This is a genomic window from Alicyclobacillus sp. CIJ1 (assembly GCF_057538885.1).
On record NZ_BAAJPH010000134.1, the window covers coordinates 1 to 16,521 of the forward strand.

Genomic DNA, 16,521 nt, shown 5'->3' on the forward strand with positions numbered 1-16,521 from the left:
CAGAGGTCCGCGCGTCGTAGCGCCTCCTCGAAGGAGGAAGCGTCGACAATCACACGGTTACGGTCAAGCCAGTTGGTCAAGACGACATATGCCACGAAGACGCTGCCAGCGCAAAGTAGATATGCATATGCAACCCATCGCCAGTGTTCTGGACTGTGTGTGTCATGCATGGCCATCGGGAGGGCTTTGAGCCCGTGCCACACCAGGATCGCTGCGAAAACAATCGCAGCCATGAACAACACCGGATGGCGACGCGCCTCTCGCCATGCCCACCGGAAGAAACCTGCGACAAAGTCGAAGAATTGCTCCAAGTCCGAAGAACGCGTGTTCATGCTCATGACCTTCACCTTCTTCTGTGTTCATTTCATCCACCAAGGGAGATGCAGGACAGAAGCTTGTCCTCATGGCACAAGCTCCGTCTGGGCTTGGGCATGTTGCGACCCAAATGGTCGCACCCCGTGACGACCTGCGATGAATTGCATTTCTTTCTCCGTTGCAAGAAATTCCATCGGCGAACAGCCCAAGGACTCTGCGAGTTGGCCCAGATACACATCCGTCACACAAGCTTCGGGCGCCAGGCTACGGACCAACGCCCACTTGGCCAATAGCGTTTGTCGCTACCGAGCCACGGTTTCGACATCAAACGCTGGGCCTGGCAAAACGCGTTCGAAGGACTCCGAATCTTCGACCACCGATTCGATCACGTGTTGCCACATCGGGTCCCATGGCCAACGTGAGCGGTTCAGATCCTCCGTCGGTTGCCGAAGGACAGTCACGGGAGAAACCAGCATCGGAGGCATTTCGGGAAATGTGTCACCACTTCGTCGACTTCCATCTCCGCGAAGGTCCGCGTACCGTGGCGGAGCTGATGGAACACCTCGCGACGGAGTTCAATTTCCGCGCGCCATACGGGTGCGCCGGTCCAGCCGTTTCGCTCCCATAAGTGCAAGAAGAATTTCGCCTTCGCAGACTTTCGACTCGAGCACAACTCATGGTGCATATCGTAAATCCTTTCTTGCAAATTCAATACTCCTTCAATCCACTCGCCCTACATTATGTTTCGAGAGCCATAGCAGAGGGGCATTTGCCGCATTCTAGCGAGACGGGTGTGGGGTGAAGCTGTGATGGCCATCGAGCCTGGATCCAATCCAAGAGTTCGAATCCACCGCGTTGGGCGTTCGCGGCGGAGGTGGATCTTGACAGGCGCCGCTGTCGTAGTCGTTTTAGGCGTCGGGATTCCTGTCGGGCTGAGTCTGACGAAGTCAGGAAGTACGGTGTATGCCGGCACAGAGTACACAGTGGGCTACCGTAGCATCACAGAGACCGTGAGCACGTCCGGTACAATCGCGTCGCCGTCCACGTACAATCTCGATTTCCTGTTATCCAATGCGCCGGTCAGTGCCATCTACGTGAAAGTGGGACAGCCTGTGCGTGCCGGACAGGTGCTCGCCAAACTGGACGATTCGTCGGAACAAGTGCAGTTAGAACAGGCTGAGGCGGCTGTGACGGAAGCAAGAGCACAGCTGATGTCCGCAGAGGCGAAACTGGCTCAAGATAAGTCAGGGGCAACACCTCAGACGATTGCGCTCGACAAGAACGCCATAGCCGACGATGAAACCGCTGTCCAACAAGCAAAGCAGGCATATCAACTGGCCTTGCAGGCGTATAACGACCGCTCGTCGCAAGAGGAGGCCGTTCAACAGGCCGAGTTGAACCTGGCGGAGGCCAAACAGCAAGAGAACGCCGCGTCCGACGCGGTGCAGCTGGACGAGCAGCAAATTGCGGCCGATCAAGCTGCCATCAAGAACGCCGAGCAGCAGTTGCAGAGTGATCAACAATCGGCGTCGAATTCACAGACGCTTGCCCAACAAGCTCTCCAATCGGACGAAGTTACGCTCCAGGCTGATCAGGAACAACTGCAACAAGATGAGCAACAGCTTCAGAAGGACGAGAATAACCTGCAGGTTGTCGAGCAGGAGAACCCGAATGTGACCCAACAGCAAGTGGAGCAGGCATACGAGCAGTATCAACAGGAATTGAGCTTCTACAACAGTTGGGCGCAAGGCGGTTATGCGGGAACGAATCCGTATCAAACTGCTGTCAACAATGCTCAACAGATTTACGACAACCTGAATAACGCGTATCAATCCATACAAAACGCGCAGAATCAAGTGACTCAAGATCAGGAGAAGGTGAATCAGGACGAGGATGCTATCCAACAGGTACAGTTGAACATCTCAAAGGACCAGGCGGAGTTACAGCAAACCCAATTAAATAGCCAGCAGACGGTGTCCAAGGACGAACAGACCATCCAAAGTGATGAGCAACAACTTCAGAACGAGGAGATCGTGCTGCAAAACGACGAACAACAAGCCAAGCTCAATGAAGAGAAGGCACAGGATACTGTGCTGCAGGACGAACAAGCGCTGCAGGCGGCCGAACAAGCGTACAACGACCGTACGAGCGCAGAACAGGCGTTGCAACAGGCCAAGAACAACGTGACGCAGGCGGAAGAACAGCTTCGAACTGCTGAGCTTCAGTTGCAAAACGATCAACAGCCCGCGACGGCATCGACCATCGCGTCCGATGAGGCTGCGGTGGCCAACGCGCAGGGGCAACTCACGAGTGCGGAGGCGAATCTCCAGGCGGCCGAACAGTCGGAATCGGAGACCGTATTGCGCGCGCCTATTGCAGGCGTGGTCACCGCAGTCAATGGCCAGGTGGGCGAATTGCCGTCGCAAGGGGGTTCGGCGTCCGGCACATCCAGCGGAAGCGCGGGAAGTACTGGATTTATTCAACTCGAGGATCTGAATCCCTCTGATCTCCAGGTCGATCTGGAAGTCAACGAATCGCAAATCGGTCAGGTAAAGGCTGGAGATCCCGTGACGTTCACCGTCGACGCTTATCCCAACAGGACGTTCTCGGGCACCGTCGTGCAAGTGTATCCAACACCGACCACAACGAATGACGTCACGCAATATGAGGTGGTCGCGAATGTGGACAATGCCGGCGGACTTTTGAAGCCGGGTATGACAGCGAGTGCTGACATCGTGACGTCAACGCTTCAACACGTGCTTGCGGTTCCGGCCATTGCCTTGCACCAGGTGGGATCCTTGGAAGGTGTCTTTGTCGTCGGATCGCGTCCTGTTGGCGGTGCCTTCTCGGGCGGGAATCAAGCCCCAATCCGTCAGTTTGGTAACGGAACCGGCGGTGGGACATCCAGTGGCCTGGGGAATGGAAACGAAAACACGAGCGGTGGGCAGGGTGGCTTCTCGACTTCCGGGCGCGGAGCATTCCGGATCAGCAGCTTCGCCCCAAAAGGGACCTACTTTCAGCCCGTTCAGGTCGGCGTCATGGGCAACAACTTGGTGCAAATCGTCGCTGGACTGGTACCTGGTGAAAAGATTCTCTTGACCTTGCCTGAGTCCACGGCAAGCGCCCTTGTGCAGAGCGAGTCCTCGACATCTCCGTTCCGGTTTGGAGCCGGATTTGGTGGAGGCTTTGCCGGCGGCGCCGCTCGGGGAGGCCGTCAAGGATGAGTCTCTCAACCGAACGTCATCCCCTCGTGCACATGGACCATATCGTGAAGGAATACGTCCTCGGCGACCAAGTCATTCGGGCACTCAATGACGTGACCCTCGACATATGGCCAGGCGAGTTCGTCGCCATCATGGGTCCGTCGGGATCGGGCAAATCGACCATGATGAACGTCATGGGATGTCTGGACGTGCCTACGAGCGGAACGTACGTACTGGACGGCGTGGAAGTGTCGATGCTGTCGGAGGACGAGCTTGCCGCGGTGAGGAATCAGAAGATCGGTTTCATCTTTCAAAGTTTTAATCTCTTGCCGCGAATGACTGCTCTCGAAAACGTTGAACTTCCGATGCTGTACATGGGCGTTCCGCCTCGACAACGGCGCGAGCGAGCGATGGAAGCGTTGGACCTGGTCGGCCTGAAGGAGCGAGCGCACAACCGCCCAAACGAACTTTCGGGTGGGCAGCAGCAACGCGTCGCCATAGCTCGGGCGCTCGTCAATCAGCCGGACATCATTCTTGGAGACGAACCCACCGGCGCCTTGGACAGCAAGACGACCGAGGACATCCTCGCGCTACTCCATCAGTTGCACGAGCAGGGCAACACCATCATTTTGGTCACGCACGACGCTGAGGTCGGTCGCCACGCGGAACGGATCATCCGATTTCGCGACGGGCGCGTTGAGTCAGATACCGCCGTGGCCTATGAGGGGGAGCGATGATGTTCGTCGAGATCGTCCGCGTGGCGTGGAGAAGCATCCAAGCGAATAAGATGCGTTCGTTTCTAACGATGCTCGGTATCATCATCGGTGTCATGGCGGTTATCCTGAGTTCTGCGATTGGCCTCAGTGCGAAAGCGGGCGTGACCAAACAGGTGGAGAGCCTTGGCTCGAACATCCTGACCGTGCTGCCAGGGGCGGTCACCGTGGGTGGTGTCAGTCGAGGGTTTGGAGCCGTGTCCACGCTCACTGTGGCGGACGCCCAGGCCATCCTCGCGCAGGACCCGGATGTGGCGTATGTATCGCCAATGGTGACGGCGAATGAACAGGTGATCTACGGCGACAACAACCTGAACACGTCCATCGAAGGCACGAGCGCCGATTACCCGTCTATCCGCAATGTCACGATGGCCATGGGACGCTACTTCCTCCCTTCAGAAGTACAGGACGCGTCTGATGTGGCCGTGTTGGGCAGCCAGGCATACCAGAGCCTCTTTTCGGGAACTACCGTCAATCCCATCGGACAAACCATTGACATTGGGGGAATTCCGTTTACGGTTGTCGGCGTAGCAGCGAGCCAGGGTGCGAGCGGCTTTTCGAATCAAGACGATGCCATCGCGATTCCGTACACGACAGCGATGAACCTGTTTGCAAGTGGTAACACGGTGAACGAGATTCTGGTGGCGGCGAAATCGCCGGACGTGATGGACCGGGCGCAACTCGAGATGGAGTCGACGCTACGGGCGATGCACCAACTGGCCCCGGGGGCGTCCGACGATTTTCAGATTGTCAACCAGGCCACCATCCTGAACGCGTTGAGCGGTGTTTCGCGCATTCTCACATTGTTATTGGACGGCATCTCCGCCATCTCCCTGCTCGTCGGCGGCATTGGGATCATGAACATCATGCTTGTGTCCGTGACCGAACGCACGCGTGAGATTGGTATTCGCAAGGCGATTGGCGCAACGCGCCGCGTGATCTCCGCTCAGTTTTTGACGGAAGCTACCATGCTCAGTGTCGCCGGAGCCATGGCGGGACTTCTGCTGTCTGGCGTGGGTACGTTGATCATGTCCAAGGTGACAGGAGACGGAAACCTGTTTTCGCCCGTAGCTGCCGTGGCGTCACTCGGGTTTTCGTTGGCCGTGGGCTTGATTTTCGGGGTTTATCCTGCACGAAAGGCGGCGAGCCTCAAGCCCATTGATGCTCTTCGCTTCGAGTAGACTTGTGGAGCATCACAGTCTGAAACGCCGGACGGCATCTGCTTGTGCCGCCCGGCGTTTCACGTTTAGGATGAGGTCGACATCGAAGTTGTGGAATTGGTGGCGTTGCTCGTCGCGCTTCCCGTGGATGTCCCGGCGGCGTTGCTCGAGCCTGTCGCGCTCGAACTGCTGCTGGAGCCCGTCGAGGAGCTTGTGGTCGATCCCGACGTTCCCTGTGCCGGCGCGGGCGCGGTCGGCGTCGCTCCGAGTTCCAGAATCGCCTCGCGCAGCTTCGCGATGAGCAGATTCTCCAAGTTCCACAGTTGCCGCAGCTGTCCGGCCGGCGGATTCGTGGCGGAGGTGACTTGATTCAGCTCCTGAGAGAACTGGTTGTATTCCTTTGCAATCTGCTGTTCGAGCGCGGACAGTGCGCGCGAGTCTCGCAGCGCAGCCTCAGCTGCCGCGACTTGTTTCAAAATCTGGTTCATGGCCTGTCGAGCCGCCTGGCTGCTCGTCGCATTTTGCAGCGACGTCAGGTCCGACTGGAGCTCCGAGATGAGCTGTGTAATCGCAGGCGACTGCGTGGATGAATTTTCGGCGTTCTGGACAAGCGACTCGTACTGCTGATAGAGCGCTTCCACGATAGCCGCGTTCGACTTCACGAGCGAGAGCGAAATGTTCTCATGCTGACCACGGGTTATCGCGGCCGGGAGGCCTGGGTGCAGCCCGCGCGGCGCGGCAAGTGCGATGGGGCTGGCTGCGGCGAGGACGGTACCGACCGTGGCGACTGCAGCGAGCCGGCGGGTCCAACGTGCGCTTGTCATCGACATCCCCCCTATGATCACGTGAAAGATGTTCCTCTGTATCCATCGAAACTAGGACACAAAGCTCAAAATCGCCTTGAAAGCGGAGGTGGGCGCGTGGACGCGGTCGTGATCGGCAGCATCAACGTGGACCTGGTGGTGCGGGTGCGGGAGATGCCGGCGCCGGGTGCGACGGTGTTGGCAGAATCGGCTCGACATCAGGTGGGGGGCAAGGGCGCGAATCAGGCCATTGCCGCGGCGAGGCAGGGCGTGCGCGTGCGCATGATAGGCGCTCTGGGGACAGACGCGTTCGCGCCGATGCTCAAGCGTTCGCTGGCCCATGCAGGCGTCGAGGTCGCGGGCGTGGAGGAAGTGCCGGGGCCGAGCGGCATGGCGCTCATCTTCCTGGAGCCGAGCGGGCAAAACCGCATCGTGGTGGTTCCGGGCGCCAACGCGGCCCTCTCGCCGGAATCCGTGGAGCGCGCCTTGCTCGCGACGGAGGCGCCGCGGGAGATGGCCGTGATGCTGCAGAACGAGATTCCGGTGGACGCCGTGATGGCTGCCATTCGCGCGGCTCACCTGCGCGGGTGGCGCGTGGTGTGGAACGTGGCGCCGCCGTCGGAGGTGCCGGCTGGTGTGCTTCGCCGAGGTGACGTGATCGCGATGAACGAGGTGGAAGCCGCCCGGGTGACGGGGCGCGAGGTGTCCGACGAGCGCGCGGCGGCAGAGGCGGCGGAGGCCATGCTGGCGCGCGGGGCGGGGCTCGCCATCGTGACGCTCGGCCCAAAGGGCGTCGTGGCGGCATCGGCACGCGGCACCTTTCACCTGCCCGCGTGGCCGGTCGAGGTTCGCGACACCACGGCCGCGGGGGACACGTGGCTTGGCGCCTTTGTAGCCGCTTGGGACGGCGGCGAGGATGTCCGCGAGGCCCTGCGCTACGCCACGGCCGCCGCATCGCTCTGCGTGTCCCGCATGGGCGCGGCTGACAGCATCCCCGCGCGCAGGGAGGTGGAGGCGTTCTTGCGATCTCGGCCCCACGGCAAATTCGTTTGACGGGTCCAGCAGGAAATCCGGCGTTCGCCGTCGAATCGAACATGTGTTTGCAACGGCCGTGTACGGCCGCACTTCGTTCGGAAAGAAGGTCTCCTCATGCGCATCCTCCACACCGCCGATTGGCACTTCGGCAAGACGCTCGAAGGGCGGGATCGCACGCCCGAACAGTGGAAGTTCATCGAGGAACTCGCCGCCATCTGTGACGACGAATCGGTGGATCTCGTCCTCATGGCGGGGGACGTGTACCAGACCGTGAATCCCAGCGCAGAGGCGGAGGAGATGTTCTACCATGCGCTCCACAGGCTGGCTGCGGGCGGGCGCCGCGGCGTGGTGATCATCGCCGGCAATCACGATCACGCCGACCGCATTCGCGCCCCGCGCTGGCTGGCGGACTCCCTCGGCATTGTGCTCGTCGGCCTGCCGAAGGACGAGATCGGCCCGACAGAAGCGCGCCGGGATGCCGTGTGGCGGCCGTGGGGCGGCGTGGGCGCCGTCGAACTGGCCGTCCCGTCGTGTCCGCACAGGGCCCGCATTGCCGCGGTGCCCTACCCCTCCGAGTCGCGGCTCGGCGAGGTCCTCTCCGACTCCCTCGAGGAGCGCGAGATGCGGCGCAGCTACAGCCAGCGCCTCGCCGACTGGTTTGCCGATCTCGCCCGCCACTTCCGCCCCGACACGGTCAACCTGCTCGCGAGCCACGTCTATGTCGCGGGCGGGATCGAGAGTGACTCCGAAATCCAGATCCAGGTGGGCGGCGCGTATGCGGTGGATCCGTCCGCCTTCCCCGCGAGCGCGCAATACGTGGCGCTCGGCCACCTGCACCGCCCGCAGGAGATGGAGGGCCCGGGCAGAGTGCCCATCCGCTACGCCGGATCGCCCATCGCGTACAGCTTTTCCGAGGCGGGGCAGCAGAAATCGGTGACGCTCGTGGAGGTGGAGCCGGGTGAGCGCGCGCGGTGGCGGGAGATTCCGCTCGCTTCGGGGCGGCCGCTCGTGCGCTGGCGCGCGTCGAGCCTCGCCGAAGTGCACGCCTGGCTCGGCGAGGGGCGGGATGCGGACGCGTGGATCGATCTCGAGGTGCGCGTGGACACCGAGATGGCGCTGCGCGACATCCAGGACCTGCGCGGTGCAGCGCCTCACATCGTCCACATCCGGCCCGTCCTGCCGATGCAAGAGGCTGCCGAATCGCTGGACGTGCAGACGTCGAGGTCCGCCTCGCCCGAGGCGCTCTTCCGCCGCTTCTTCGAAGAAAAGGTCGGTGTGCCGCCGGACGATGCGCTGGTGCAACTGTTCCTCGAACTCGTCCGAGACGTGGATGTGGACGAAGCCGAGGGCTCGACGGAATCCGCTGACGCCAGCGAGGAGGTGGGCGCATGAAGCCCATTCGTCTTGTCATCCAGGGGCTCCGGAGCTACCGGGAGCGGCAGGAGATTGACTTTCAGGCGCTGACCGAACACGGCCTGTTCGGCATCTTCGGGCCGACGGGAAGCGGGAAGTCGACCATCCTCGACGCCATCACCCTGGCGCTCTTTGGGAGCGCCACGCGGGCATCTCACAACACGCAGGGAACGGTGAATCCGCTCGAGGCGCGGATGGAAATTGTGTTTGAGTTCGAGATTGGCACCGGGGAGAGGCGCAGGCGGTATCGCGTCGAGCGAGCGTTCAAGCGCGGAAACACCGCGCTTTCGGTGACGACGGCCGCGAGTCGTCTGCTCGAGCTGGAAAACCCGGAAAGCGGTGCGCCGGGGCTCGTCATGGTGGCGGAGGGCGCGAGAGAGGTGGACGCCGCCATTCAGCGCATCCTCGGGCTCACGGACAAGGACTTCACCCGCGCCGTCGTTCTGCCTCAGGGGCAGTTCGCCGAATTTCTCCGCCTGTCCGGCGCGGAGCGCGGCATGATGCTGGAGCGGCTGTTCGGCCTCGAGCGGTACGGCAAGAAGTTGGCGGACAAGGTGTCGCAGCGGTTGGCGGAGGCCAACCAGGAGGTCGGCCAGCTCGAAGCGGCCCTTGCCGAGGTGGGAGATGCATCCGAGGAGGCGCTGGCGCGGGCGCAGACCGCGCTTCAGGAGGCCACCTCGGCCCTTCGGGCGGCCGAAGCGGCGCGGCGAGACGCGGAAACGCACCTGCGGGATCTCGAACGCGTGGCCGAGCTGGATGCGGAGCGTAGACAAGCGGAGGCCGAGGCGGATCGGCTGCGCGAGCGGGCGGACGAGATGGCGCGCGTGGAGGAGAGGCTTTTGCGCCATCGCCGCGCGTCCGTCCTGATGCCCTTGGTGAAGGCGTGGGAAGAGGCGGCGGAAGGGGTGCGAGCGGCCGAGGCGGGCGCGCAGTCTTCCAGTGCTGCGCTCCAAGCGGCCGAGGCGCGGGTGGATGAGGCCGCGCGAGCGGAGCGGGAGGCCGCGGCCAGGCGAGAAGCCGAGGAGCCCGCGCTTCTCGCGCAACAGGCCCTTCTCCGGGAGGCGGAGGCGCTCGAGCGCGCATGGCAGGACAAGGCGCGTGCTGCGGCGGAGGCAGAGGCAGAACTCCAGGCGCAGCGGGCGCGCTTGGCGGCTGCGCAGGAGACGTGCGCCCAGTTGGAGGCGGAGGCGCAGGCACTTCGGGATGGAATCGAAGAGGCTGAACGCGCGTTCCGGGCGCACCATGTGCCGCCAGAGGTGCGATTCGCCTTGGACCGCCTCCGCCGCGCGCGCGACAATTGGAAGGCCGCAGCCCTTGCGCGGGCGCAGGAAGCGAAGCGCCTCGACGTGCGGCGAGCGGAGGTGGAGGCCGCAGAACGGGCGTACCGCGCCGCGCAGGAGGCGAGAAGCGCCCTGCTCGACGAGGCGCAGGCGCTCGATGGGGCCAAGGCGGCGCACGAAGGCTCTAAGCCTGCGGTGTCGCGCGACGGGATCGCCCATCTGCGCACTTGGCTTCTGCGCGCGGAGGAGCGCGTGCACGAGCTCGCGCAGGCGGAGCAGGCTGTCGCCGCGGCCCGAATACGGCTGGAGACGCTAGAGCGCGCGCGTGTACAGGCGGAAGAGGCTCGAGCGGCGCGTGCGAACGCGGCCGAGGCGGCTCGGGAGGCCATGGAACGCCTCCGGTCCGAGCGGGACAGGCGGTGGTCCGCGCGGGAGCGCGAGCTTCTCGCGGCCTTGGCGCGTGAACTCGTGGAGGGGCAGCCGTGTCCGGTGTGTGGTTCGACGCACCACCCCAGTCCGGCCGTCGGCGATGTGGATGAAGCGGAGCCATGGACCGACGCCGACGATCTCGCCTTGGCCGGCGCGGAATCCGCGTGGCGCGAAGCGGAGGACGCGCTTCGCGAAGCGGAGCGACAGTATCAGGCGGCGTTTGCGCAGGCGGAAGTGGCAGAGCGCGACCTGGCGCGGGCGGAGGAAGAACGCGCGTACAGGCTGTCGGCACTAGCCGAACTGTGGTGCGACGCCCCGGGCGCGGCGGAGGCTGACGTGCCCGAATCGGCGGACGGCTTTCGACCGCATCTGCGCCGCGCGGCGGACGAGATTGCGGCGGGAGAAGAGGCGTGGGCGGCGTGGGAAGCTCGGGCGCAGGAGTTGGCGGATCAGTTGGCGGTCCTCACCGAGCGCCTGCAGCGCGCCTCCGGGGAGGTCTTGGCCGCGGAGGAGCGCCTGAAGGCAGCGAAGGCCGAGTGGGAGCGCCAACGCGCGAGCGCGGATCTGGCGGAGGAGCAGGTGCGGGCGTCGGCGGAGGCATTGCGCCTGGCCGCTGAAGCGGTGTCGCTTGGCGACGGGCTCGAGGGCGAGGCGCTCGCCCAGGCGGTCGAGGAGCGGCTGCGCCGCCTGGAGGACGACGATCGCCAGGCTGCGGAGGCGGATGCGCTGCGCCAGCGGCTGGCGGCGGATCTCGCACAGGTCAACGCCCGCCTTGAACGGGCGGAGCGGGAGAAAGTTGAGGCGGAGCGCCTCGGGCACGAGGTGGAGATTCAGGTTGCGCAGCTTCGTTCAGCCGAGGAGAGCGACAGGCGCAGGCTTCATGAGATGACCGGCGGGCGGCCGGTGGCGGAGGCTCGCGCAGACGTGGAAGCGGCGCTCGAAGCCCTGAGGCGCGCACTGGCCGAGGCCGTTCGCGCGAGGCAGGAGGCCGACGTGGCGCACGACAAGGCTCGAACAGAGGCGGCGCAAGCCGAGGCGGCGCTACAAGCCGCCCTTCGGTCGGAGGCCCGCGCGCGAGAGGCCATGGATTCGGCCCTCGCCGAGTCCGACTTTGCCACGCCGGGTGACGTGCGGGACGCGCTGCTCGACGCGCGTGAAGCGGACGCGCTGGAGGCGGAGATGGAGCAGTACCGGGACGCGGTGCAGGCGGTGAGACAGCGATTGACCGATCTCGAGCGCCAACTCGCAGGCAGGCGCGTGGACGAGCAAGAGCTTGCCGCGGCCCGGGCCCGTGCACAGGCGGCCGAGGCGGCGCACGGCGAGGCGCAACAGCGCGTCGGCGCGTGCAGGCAACAACTGGAGGACCTTGAAGCCCGGCGCACCCGCTTCACGGAGGTGAGCACGAAGCTCGAGCAGGCGCGTGAGATAGCACGCAGGCTGAAGACGCTTAGCGATGTGCTGCGGGCCAACGCGTTTGTGCAGTTCGTGGGGCGCGAGGAGATGGCCCAGGTGGTGCGGCAGGCGTCGGATCGGCTTGCTTCGTTGACCCACGGCCGATACCGCCTCGTGCTCGCGCCGAACGGCGATTTTGTGATGCGCGACGATCACCTTGGCGGCGTCGAGCGCCCCGTGTCGACGCTGTCGGGCGGGGAGACGTTTGTGGCCTCGCTGTCCCTCGCGCTGGCGCTCTCCGCGCACATCCAGCTTCGCGGCCAGCATCCGCTCGAGTTTTTCTTCCTGGACGAGGGCTTCGGCACGCTGGATCCCGAACTGCTGGACGTAGTCATGTCCTCGCTCGAACGGCTCCGCCACGAGCGCATGGCCATTGGGCTCATCAGCCACGTGCCGGAACTCCGCGAGCGCGTGCCGCGCCGGCTGGTGGTCGAACCCGCGGAGCCTGGCGGGCGCGGGACGCGCGTGCGGCTGGAGCGGGCGTGAGGGAGAGGTGGCGTCGAGCGCGATATGCCCGAGGAGCCGACGTGCTCATGCGGTGGGCCGGATGCGAGCTCGACGAAACCGGGTGTTGCGCGCATGGCTGGGGCTGTCGAAGGTAGGCCCGGCGGTGGCGGTCGGCGCTCTGGGTCAACCTGTGAACTGCGTCCCTTCATCGGCGGATGGCGTGCGCATGCCGTTCGGCGCTCCGGGCGTGTCGCCGAGGCGCCTGACCACCCGCGCATACCCCGCGAATGCCGCCGTGGCCGCCGCACTTGCTCCTGTTGCCACCCAGAGGATGGGCGAGATGCCGGCGAGATCGAACAGGTGGCCGAACAGGACGGGCCCGAGGAGGCTGCCGACGTTGCCGATGGCACCGACGAGTCCGAGGTAAAACGCCGCGTGTGGGCCGGTCATGCGCGTGAGGAGTTCCGGCACCGTCGGGGCGTTCAGCATCTCGCCGAACGTCGCCACCACCATCCCAGCCACCAGCGCGGGATACGCCCGGTGCGCCATGGCCATTCCGGCGAACGCGGCGGCGTACAGCGCGCTGCTTAGGATGAGCTGTGCGGTGAGCTGGGTCACGCGGCGCTTGATCCAACCGGTCACCGGCTGGCCCACGAGAATCAGCATGCCGTTCACCGTCCAGAGCACGCTGTACGCGTCCGGGCGGTGTCCGGTCTGGTTGAGATACGGCGCCACGCCGGAGTTCCAGGCCGCGAGCGCGAGGCTCAGGGCCAGCATGCCTGCCCCAAGCAGCGCATAGACCCGGTAGTTTCGAAAGAGTTGCCAGGCCGACCCATCGATCTGTGGCATGGCGTCGATGGGGGCATCTTCCGTTTCGGGTCCAAGCCTTTGCAGAAACCGCCACATGAACGCCGCAAACGACATGGTGAGGAGGCCATTCAGGAAGAACGTGAGCGTAAACGACACGGACGCGATCACGCCCGCGAGCGCCGTGCCGACGGCGATGCCGATGTTGGTCATCACGTACATGGTGTTGAACAGCCGCGCGCTGAAGGGCTTCCATCGGTTGCCCACAAACGCGTTCAGCGCGGGCTGCGTGGCGGAGATGAGAAAGCTGTTCGCCGCGATGGCTGCGGCGTAGGGCGGCAGCGAACGCGCCAACATAAGGCTCCACTGGGCGAGCGCGGTCAAGAGCAGCGATCCGACGATGAGCCGCATCGGCCCGAGCCGGTGATACATGGCGCCGCCCGCGAACTGGCCAAGGGCGCCCGCGAGCGATTGGCCGAACAACACCCAGCCGGCGGCCGCGTAGTTGCCGTGGAGCACGTTGTGTACGTAGATGGTGGTGAGCGGCCAAATGAAAGCGCTGCCCATCGCGTTGAACAAGCGCGCGACGAGAAACGCGTATGTCTCTTTGGGCAAGAACTGCGTGAAGCGGCGCGACAGCATGGTTGCGTCTCCTGCGTGCGACGTATCGGTCCGCGTCATGGACCGATTCTAAAGTTAACGCTTGTTTACCCGCCGTGCAACCAGATGAGCCTGTGTTAGGGTGCGGGGCGTGCGGCGTGGCCTGCGAACGAGGCTCGACTCGCGTCATCTGAGGCGGGGATCGATTCCATGCGGACATCTGCTCCGGCCCATTCCCTTGACACCATATACCCTACAGGGGTATGGTTATTTCAGAGGCGGGCGTGTTCCGCGTCGATGGTTTGCCGCCCGACAGGCGAGCCTACCCGAGAGCGCGATGGAGTCGCTGGTGGCGACTTCTCTGTCGTCGCGATGGCAGGCAAACATGCGGGGGTGAGGACATGTCAGAAACCCGCGAATTGACGCTGCCCATCGAGGGCATGACGTGCGCCGCCTGTGCGGCGCGGATCGAGAAGAATCTGGCGAAGCTGCCGGGTGTGCAGCAGGTGAACGTGAATCTCGCGTCCGAGCGAGCCCGCGTGGTGCTGACGCCTGACACGCCGTGGGCCGAGGTGGTCGACAGAATTGAAAAGACCGGCTACTCGGTCCCGCTGCGCGAGGTGGACCTGCGCATCACGGGCATGACGTGTGCCGCGTGCGCGGCGCGGATCGAGAAGGTGGTCGGGCGCCTGGATGCGGTGAAAGAGGTGAGCGTCAACCTGGCGTCGGAGAGGGCGCGCGTGGCGTATGTGCCCGGCGTGATCGACGTCGAGGACATCATCCGCGCGGTGGAGAAGGCGGGCTACGGCGCGGCGCTCGCGAGCGAAGTGGAGGCGGAGGAAGAGGCGCGCAAGCGCCAAACGTATCGGCGCGATCTCGCCACGTTCGCCCTGTCCGCCCTGCTCACGCTGCCCCTCGTCGCGCAGATGTTCGTGATGCTGGCGGGCGGGAGCCCGTTTCTTCCGAACTGGGCCGCCTGGCTCCTCGCGACGCCCGTCCAGTTCTACGTGGGCTGGCGCTTCTACAAGGGGGCGTACCACGCGCTGCGCGGCGGTGCGGCCAACATGGACGTGCTCGTGGCGCTCGGCACCACGGTGGCGTACGTGTTCAGCGCCGTCCTGACGGTGGAAGGGCGCCGGGACGTGTACTTTGACAGCTCGGCGACGGTCGTGACGCTCATCTTCATGGGCAAGCTGCTCGAAGCGCGGGCCAAGGCGAGATCGAGTGCGGCCATCTCGTCGCTCGCGAAGCTCGAGGCCAAGGTGGCGCACGTCCTGCGTGACGGCGAGGAGGCGGACGTGCCGGTTGAGGCGCTTGCGGTGGGCGATCTCGTCCGCGTGAGGCCGGGCGAGCGAGTGCCTGCGGACGGCGTTGTGGTGGAAGGATGGACGAGTGTCGACGAGTCGTTTCTGACCGGCGAGCCGCTGCCTGTGACCAAGCGCCCGGGCGATGAGGTGGTGGGCGCGTCCCTGAACCAGGCGAACCCCTTCGTGATGCGCGTCGCGAAGGTGGGGAGGGACACGGCGCTGGCCCAGGTCATCCGGCTGGTGGAGCGCGCTCAAGGATCGAAGGCGCCGGTGCAGCGCCTGGCGGATCGCATCTCCGGCGTCTTTGTCCCGGCCGTGCTGGGGGTGGCCCTCGTCACGTTCCTCATCTGGGGCGCCTTGGGGCACTGGTCGCACGGGCTCTTTGCGGCCATCGCGGTGCTTGTGATTGCCTGCCCGTGCTCGCTCGGCCTGGCTACGCCGACGGCCATCATGGTGGGAACGGGGCTTGGCGCCGAGCACGGCGTCCTCGTGAAGGGCGGCGAGCATCTGGAGACGGCGCAGCGGGTGGATACCGTCGTCTTTGACAAGACGGGGACGCTGACGGTGGGGAAGCCCACTGTGGCGGAGATCTGGGCGGCCGAGGGTGTCGCGGAGGCGGACGTCGTGAGGCTGGCCGCGGCGCTTGAGGCGCAGAGCGAGCATCCGCTTGGCCGAGCCGTGGTCGAGGCGGCGAAGGAGCGCGGCGTGGACGTTCCGGCGGCGAAGGACGTGACGGCCGTGCCGGGGCGCGGCATCGAGGGCGTGGTGGAGGGCGCGCGCGTGCGCGTGGGCAGCCCGAGTTTCGTGTCCTCCGCTGCGCCGGGTTTGCCGGAGGAGGTGCGCGGCAAGCTCACGGGGCCGGGGCGCACCGTCGTGGTGGTGGCGCAGGAGAATCGGCTGATAGGTGCCATCGCCATGGCCGACGAGGTGAAGCCGGACGCGCGCGAGGCGCTGGATGCGCTTCGGGCGATGGGCGTGGACGTGTGGATGATGACGGGCGACGCGGAGGAGACCGCGCGCGCAGTGGCGGCGCGCCTCGGCATTGAGCACGTGGTGGCCGAGGTCATGCCTGGCGACAAGGCGGCGAAGGTGGAGGCGCTACGGAAGTCCGGGCGCGTCGTGGCCATGGTCGGCGACGGGATCAACGACGCGCCGGCGCTCGCCGCGGCGGACGTGAGCATGGCGATGGGCACGGGCGCCGATGTGGCACTCGAAGTTGCGGACGTGGCGCTGATGCGCGGCGACGTGTGGGCCGCGGTGGACGCGCTGCGCCTCGCCAAGGCGACCATGCGCAAGATCCGGCAGAACCTGTTCTGGGCGCTCGTGTACAACGTGCTCGGGATTCCGCTCGCCGCCTTAGGCGTTTTGAGCCCCATCATCGCCGGGGCCGCGATGGCCCTGAGCTCGGTGAGCGTGGTGTCGAACAGCCTGCTCTTGCGGCGCACGCGCCTCGGCTCGCCGCCGCGCCAGCAGGCGGCGGGGGCTTAGGTTTCGGCC

9 protein-coding genes and 1 pseudogene are annotated in these 16,521 nt (G+C 65.0%); 7 read left to right on the top strand and 3 right to left on the bottom strand.

Annotated features, from left to right (window positions below; all coding sequences use genetic code 11):
• Positions 1-338 (bottom strand): annotated as a pseudogene (locus AC27E8_RS11790) (hypothetical protein); the annotation flags it as partial.
• Positions 339-1,196: 858 nt separating this feature from the next.
• On the opposite strand from AC27E8_RS11790, the gene AC27E8_RS11795 reads away from it, so the two are divergent.
• Genes AC27E8_RS11795 through AC27E8_RS11805 form a run of 3 tightly spaced genes read left to right on the top strand, consistent with a single transcriptional unit; the run spans position 1,197 to position 5,472 of the window.
• Positions 1,197-3,539, top strand: a complete 2,343-nt coding sequence (locus AC27E8_RS11795; RefSeq protein ID WP_487098943.1) for a hypothetical protein — start codon at positions 1,197-1,199, stop codon at positions 3,537-3,539.
• Positions 3,536-4,255, top strand: coding sequence for an ABC transporter ATP-binding protein (locus AC27E8_RS11800; protein WP_487098944.1), 720 nt, complete (start codon positions 3,536-3,538; stop codon positions 4,253-4,255). The genes AC27E8_RS11795 and AC27E8_RS11800 overlap by 4 nt, the downstream gene beginning before the upstream one ends.
• Entirely contained in the window at positions 4,252-5,472 is a 1,221-nt protein-coding gene (locus AC27E8_RS11805; protein ID WP_487098945.1) for an ABC transporter permease, read from the top strand. Before AC27E8_RS11800 ends, AC27E8_RS11805 begins: the two co-directional genes overlap by 4 nt.
• 65 nt (positions 5,473-5,537) lie before the next feature.
• Here AC27E8_RS11805 and AC27E8_RS11810 read toward each other — a convergent pair whose 3' ends face one another.
• Positions 5,538-6,275 (bottom strand): hypothetical protein, encoded by a 738-nt coding sequence (locus AC27E8_RS11810; protein ID WP_487098946.1) that lies wholly within the window; start codon positions 6,273-6,275, stop codon positions 5,538-5,540.
• A 96-nt stretch (positions 6,276-6,371) separates the two neighbouring features.
• On the opposite strand from AC27E8_RS11810, the gene AC27E8_RS11815 reads away from it, so the two are divergent.
• The 3 genes from AC27E8_RS11815 to AC27E8_RS11825 all read left to right on the top strand — a co-directional run bounded on the left by AC27E8_RS11815 (position 6,372) and on the right by AC27E8_RS11825 (position 12,349).
• Entirely contained in the window at positions 6,372-7,307 is a 936-nt protein-coding gene (locus AC27E8_RS11815; RefSeq protein ID WP_487098947.1) for a ribokinase, read from the top strand.
• A gap of 96 nt (positions 7,308-7,403) precedes the next feature.
• Positions 7,404-8,681 carry an exonuclease SbcCD subunit D gene (locus tag AC27E8_RS11820; protein ID WP_487098948.1) on the top strand — a complete coding sequence of 426 codons (1,278 nt, stop codon included), beginning with the start codon at positions 7,404-7,406 and terminating at the stop codon, positions 8,679-8,681.
• On the top strand, positions 8,678-12,349 hold the full coding sequence (locus AC27E8_RS11825; RefSeq protein WP_487098949.1) for an AAA family ATPase: 3,672 nt from the start codon (positions 8,678-8,680) through the stop codon (positions 12,347-12,349). Before AC27E8_RS11820 ends, AC27E8_RS11825 begins: the two co-directional genes overlap by 4 nt.
• Before the next feature lie 144 nt (positions 12,350-12,493).
• Here AC27E8_RS11825 and AC27E8_RS11830 read toward each other — a convergent pair whose 3' ends face one another.
• On the bottom strand, positions 12,494-13,759 hold the full coding sequence (locus tag AC27E8_RS11830; protein WP_487098950.1) for an MFS transporter: 1,266 nt from the start codon (positions 13,757-13,759) through the stop codon (positions 12,494-12,496).
• A gap of 359 nt (positions 13,760-14,118) precedes the next feature.
• On the opposite strand from AC27E8_RS11830, the gene AC27E8_RS11835 reads away from it, so the two are divergent.
• Positions 14,119-16,512 (top strand): heavy metal translocating P-type ATPase, encoded by a 2,394-nt coding sequence (locus tag AC27E8_RS11835; RefSeq protein WP_487098951.1) that lies wholly within the window; start codon positions 14,119-14,121, stop codon positions 16,510-16,512.
• The last annotated feature ends 9 nt before the right edge of the window (positions 16,513-16,521 follow it).

What these genes read in the sequence shown, in the direction of transcription:
- AC27E8_RS11800 (WP_487098944.1), top strand. Translation starts at nt 3,536, where the DNA reads ATGAGTCTCTCAACCGAACGTCATCCCCTCGTGCACATGGACCATATC.
- AC27E8_RS11805 (WP_487098945.1), top strand. Translation starts at nt 4,252, where the DNA reads ATGATGTTCGTCGAGATCGTCCGCGTGGCGTGGAGAAGCATCCAAGCG.
- AC27E8_RS11810 (WP_487098946.1), bottom strand. Translation starts at nt 6,275, where the DNA reads ATGACAAGCGCACGTTGGACCCGCCGGCTCGCTGCAGTCGCCACGGTC.
- AC27E8_RS11820 (WP_487098948.1), top strand. Translation starts at nt 7,404, where the DNA reads ATGCGCATCCTCCACACCGCCGATTGGCACTTCGGCAAGACGCTCGAA.
- AC27E8_RS11825 (WP_487098949.1), top strand. Translation starts at nt 8,678, where the DNA reads ATGAAGCCCATTCGTCTTGTCATCCAGGGGCTCCGGAGCTACCGGGAG.
- AC27E8_RS11830 (WP_487098950.1), bottom strand. Translation starts at nt 13,759, where the DNA reads ATGCTGTCGCGCCGCTTCACGCAGTTCTTGCCCAAAGAGACATACGCG.
- AC27E8_RS11835 (WP_487098951.1), top strand. Translation starts at nt 14,119, where the DNA reads ATGTCAGAAACCCGCGAATTGACGCTGCCCATCGAGGGCATGACGTGC.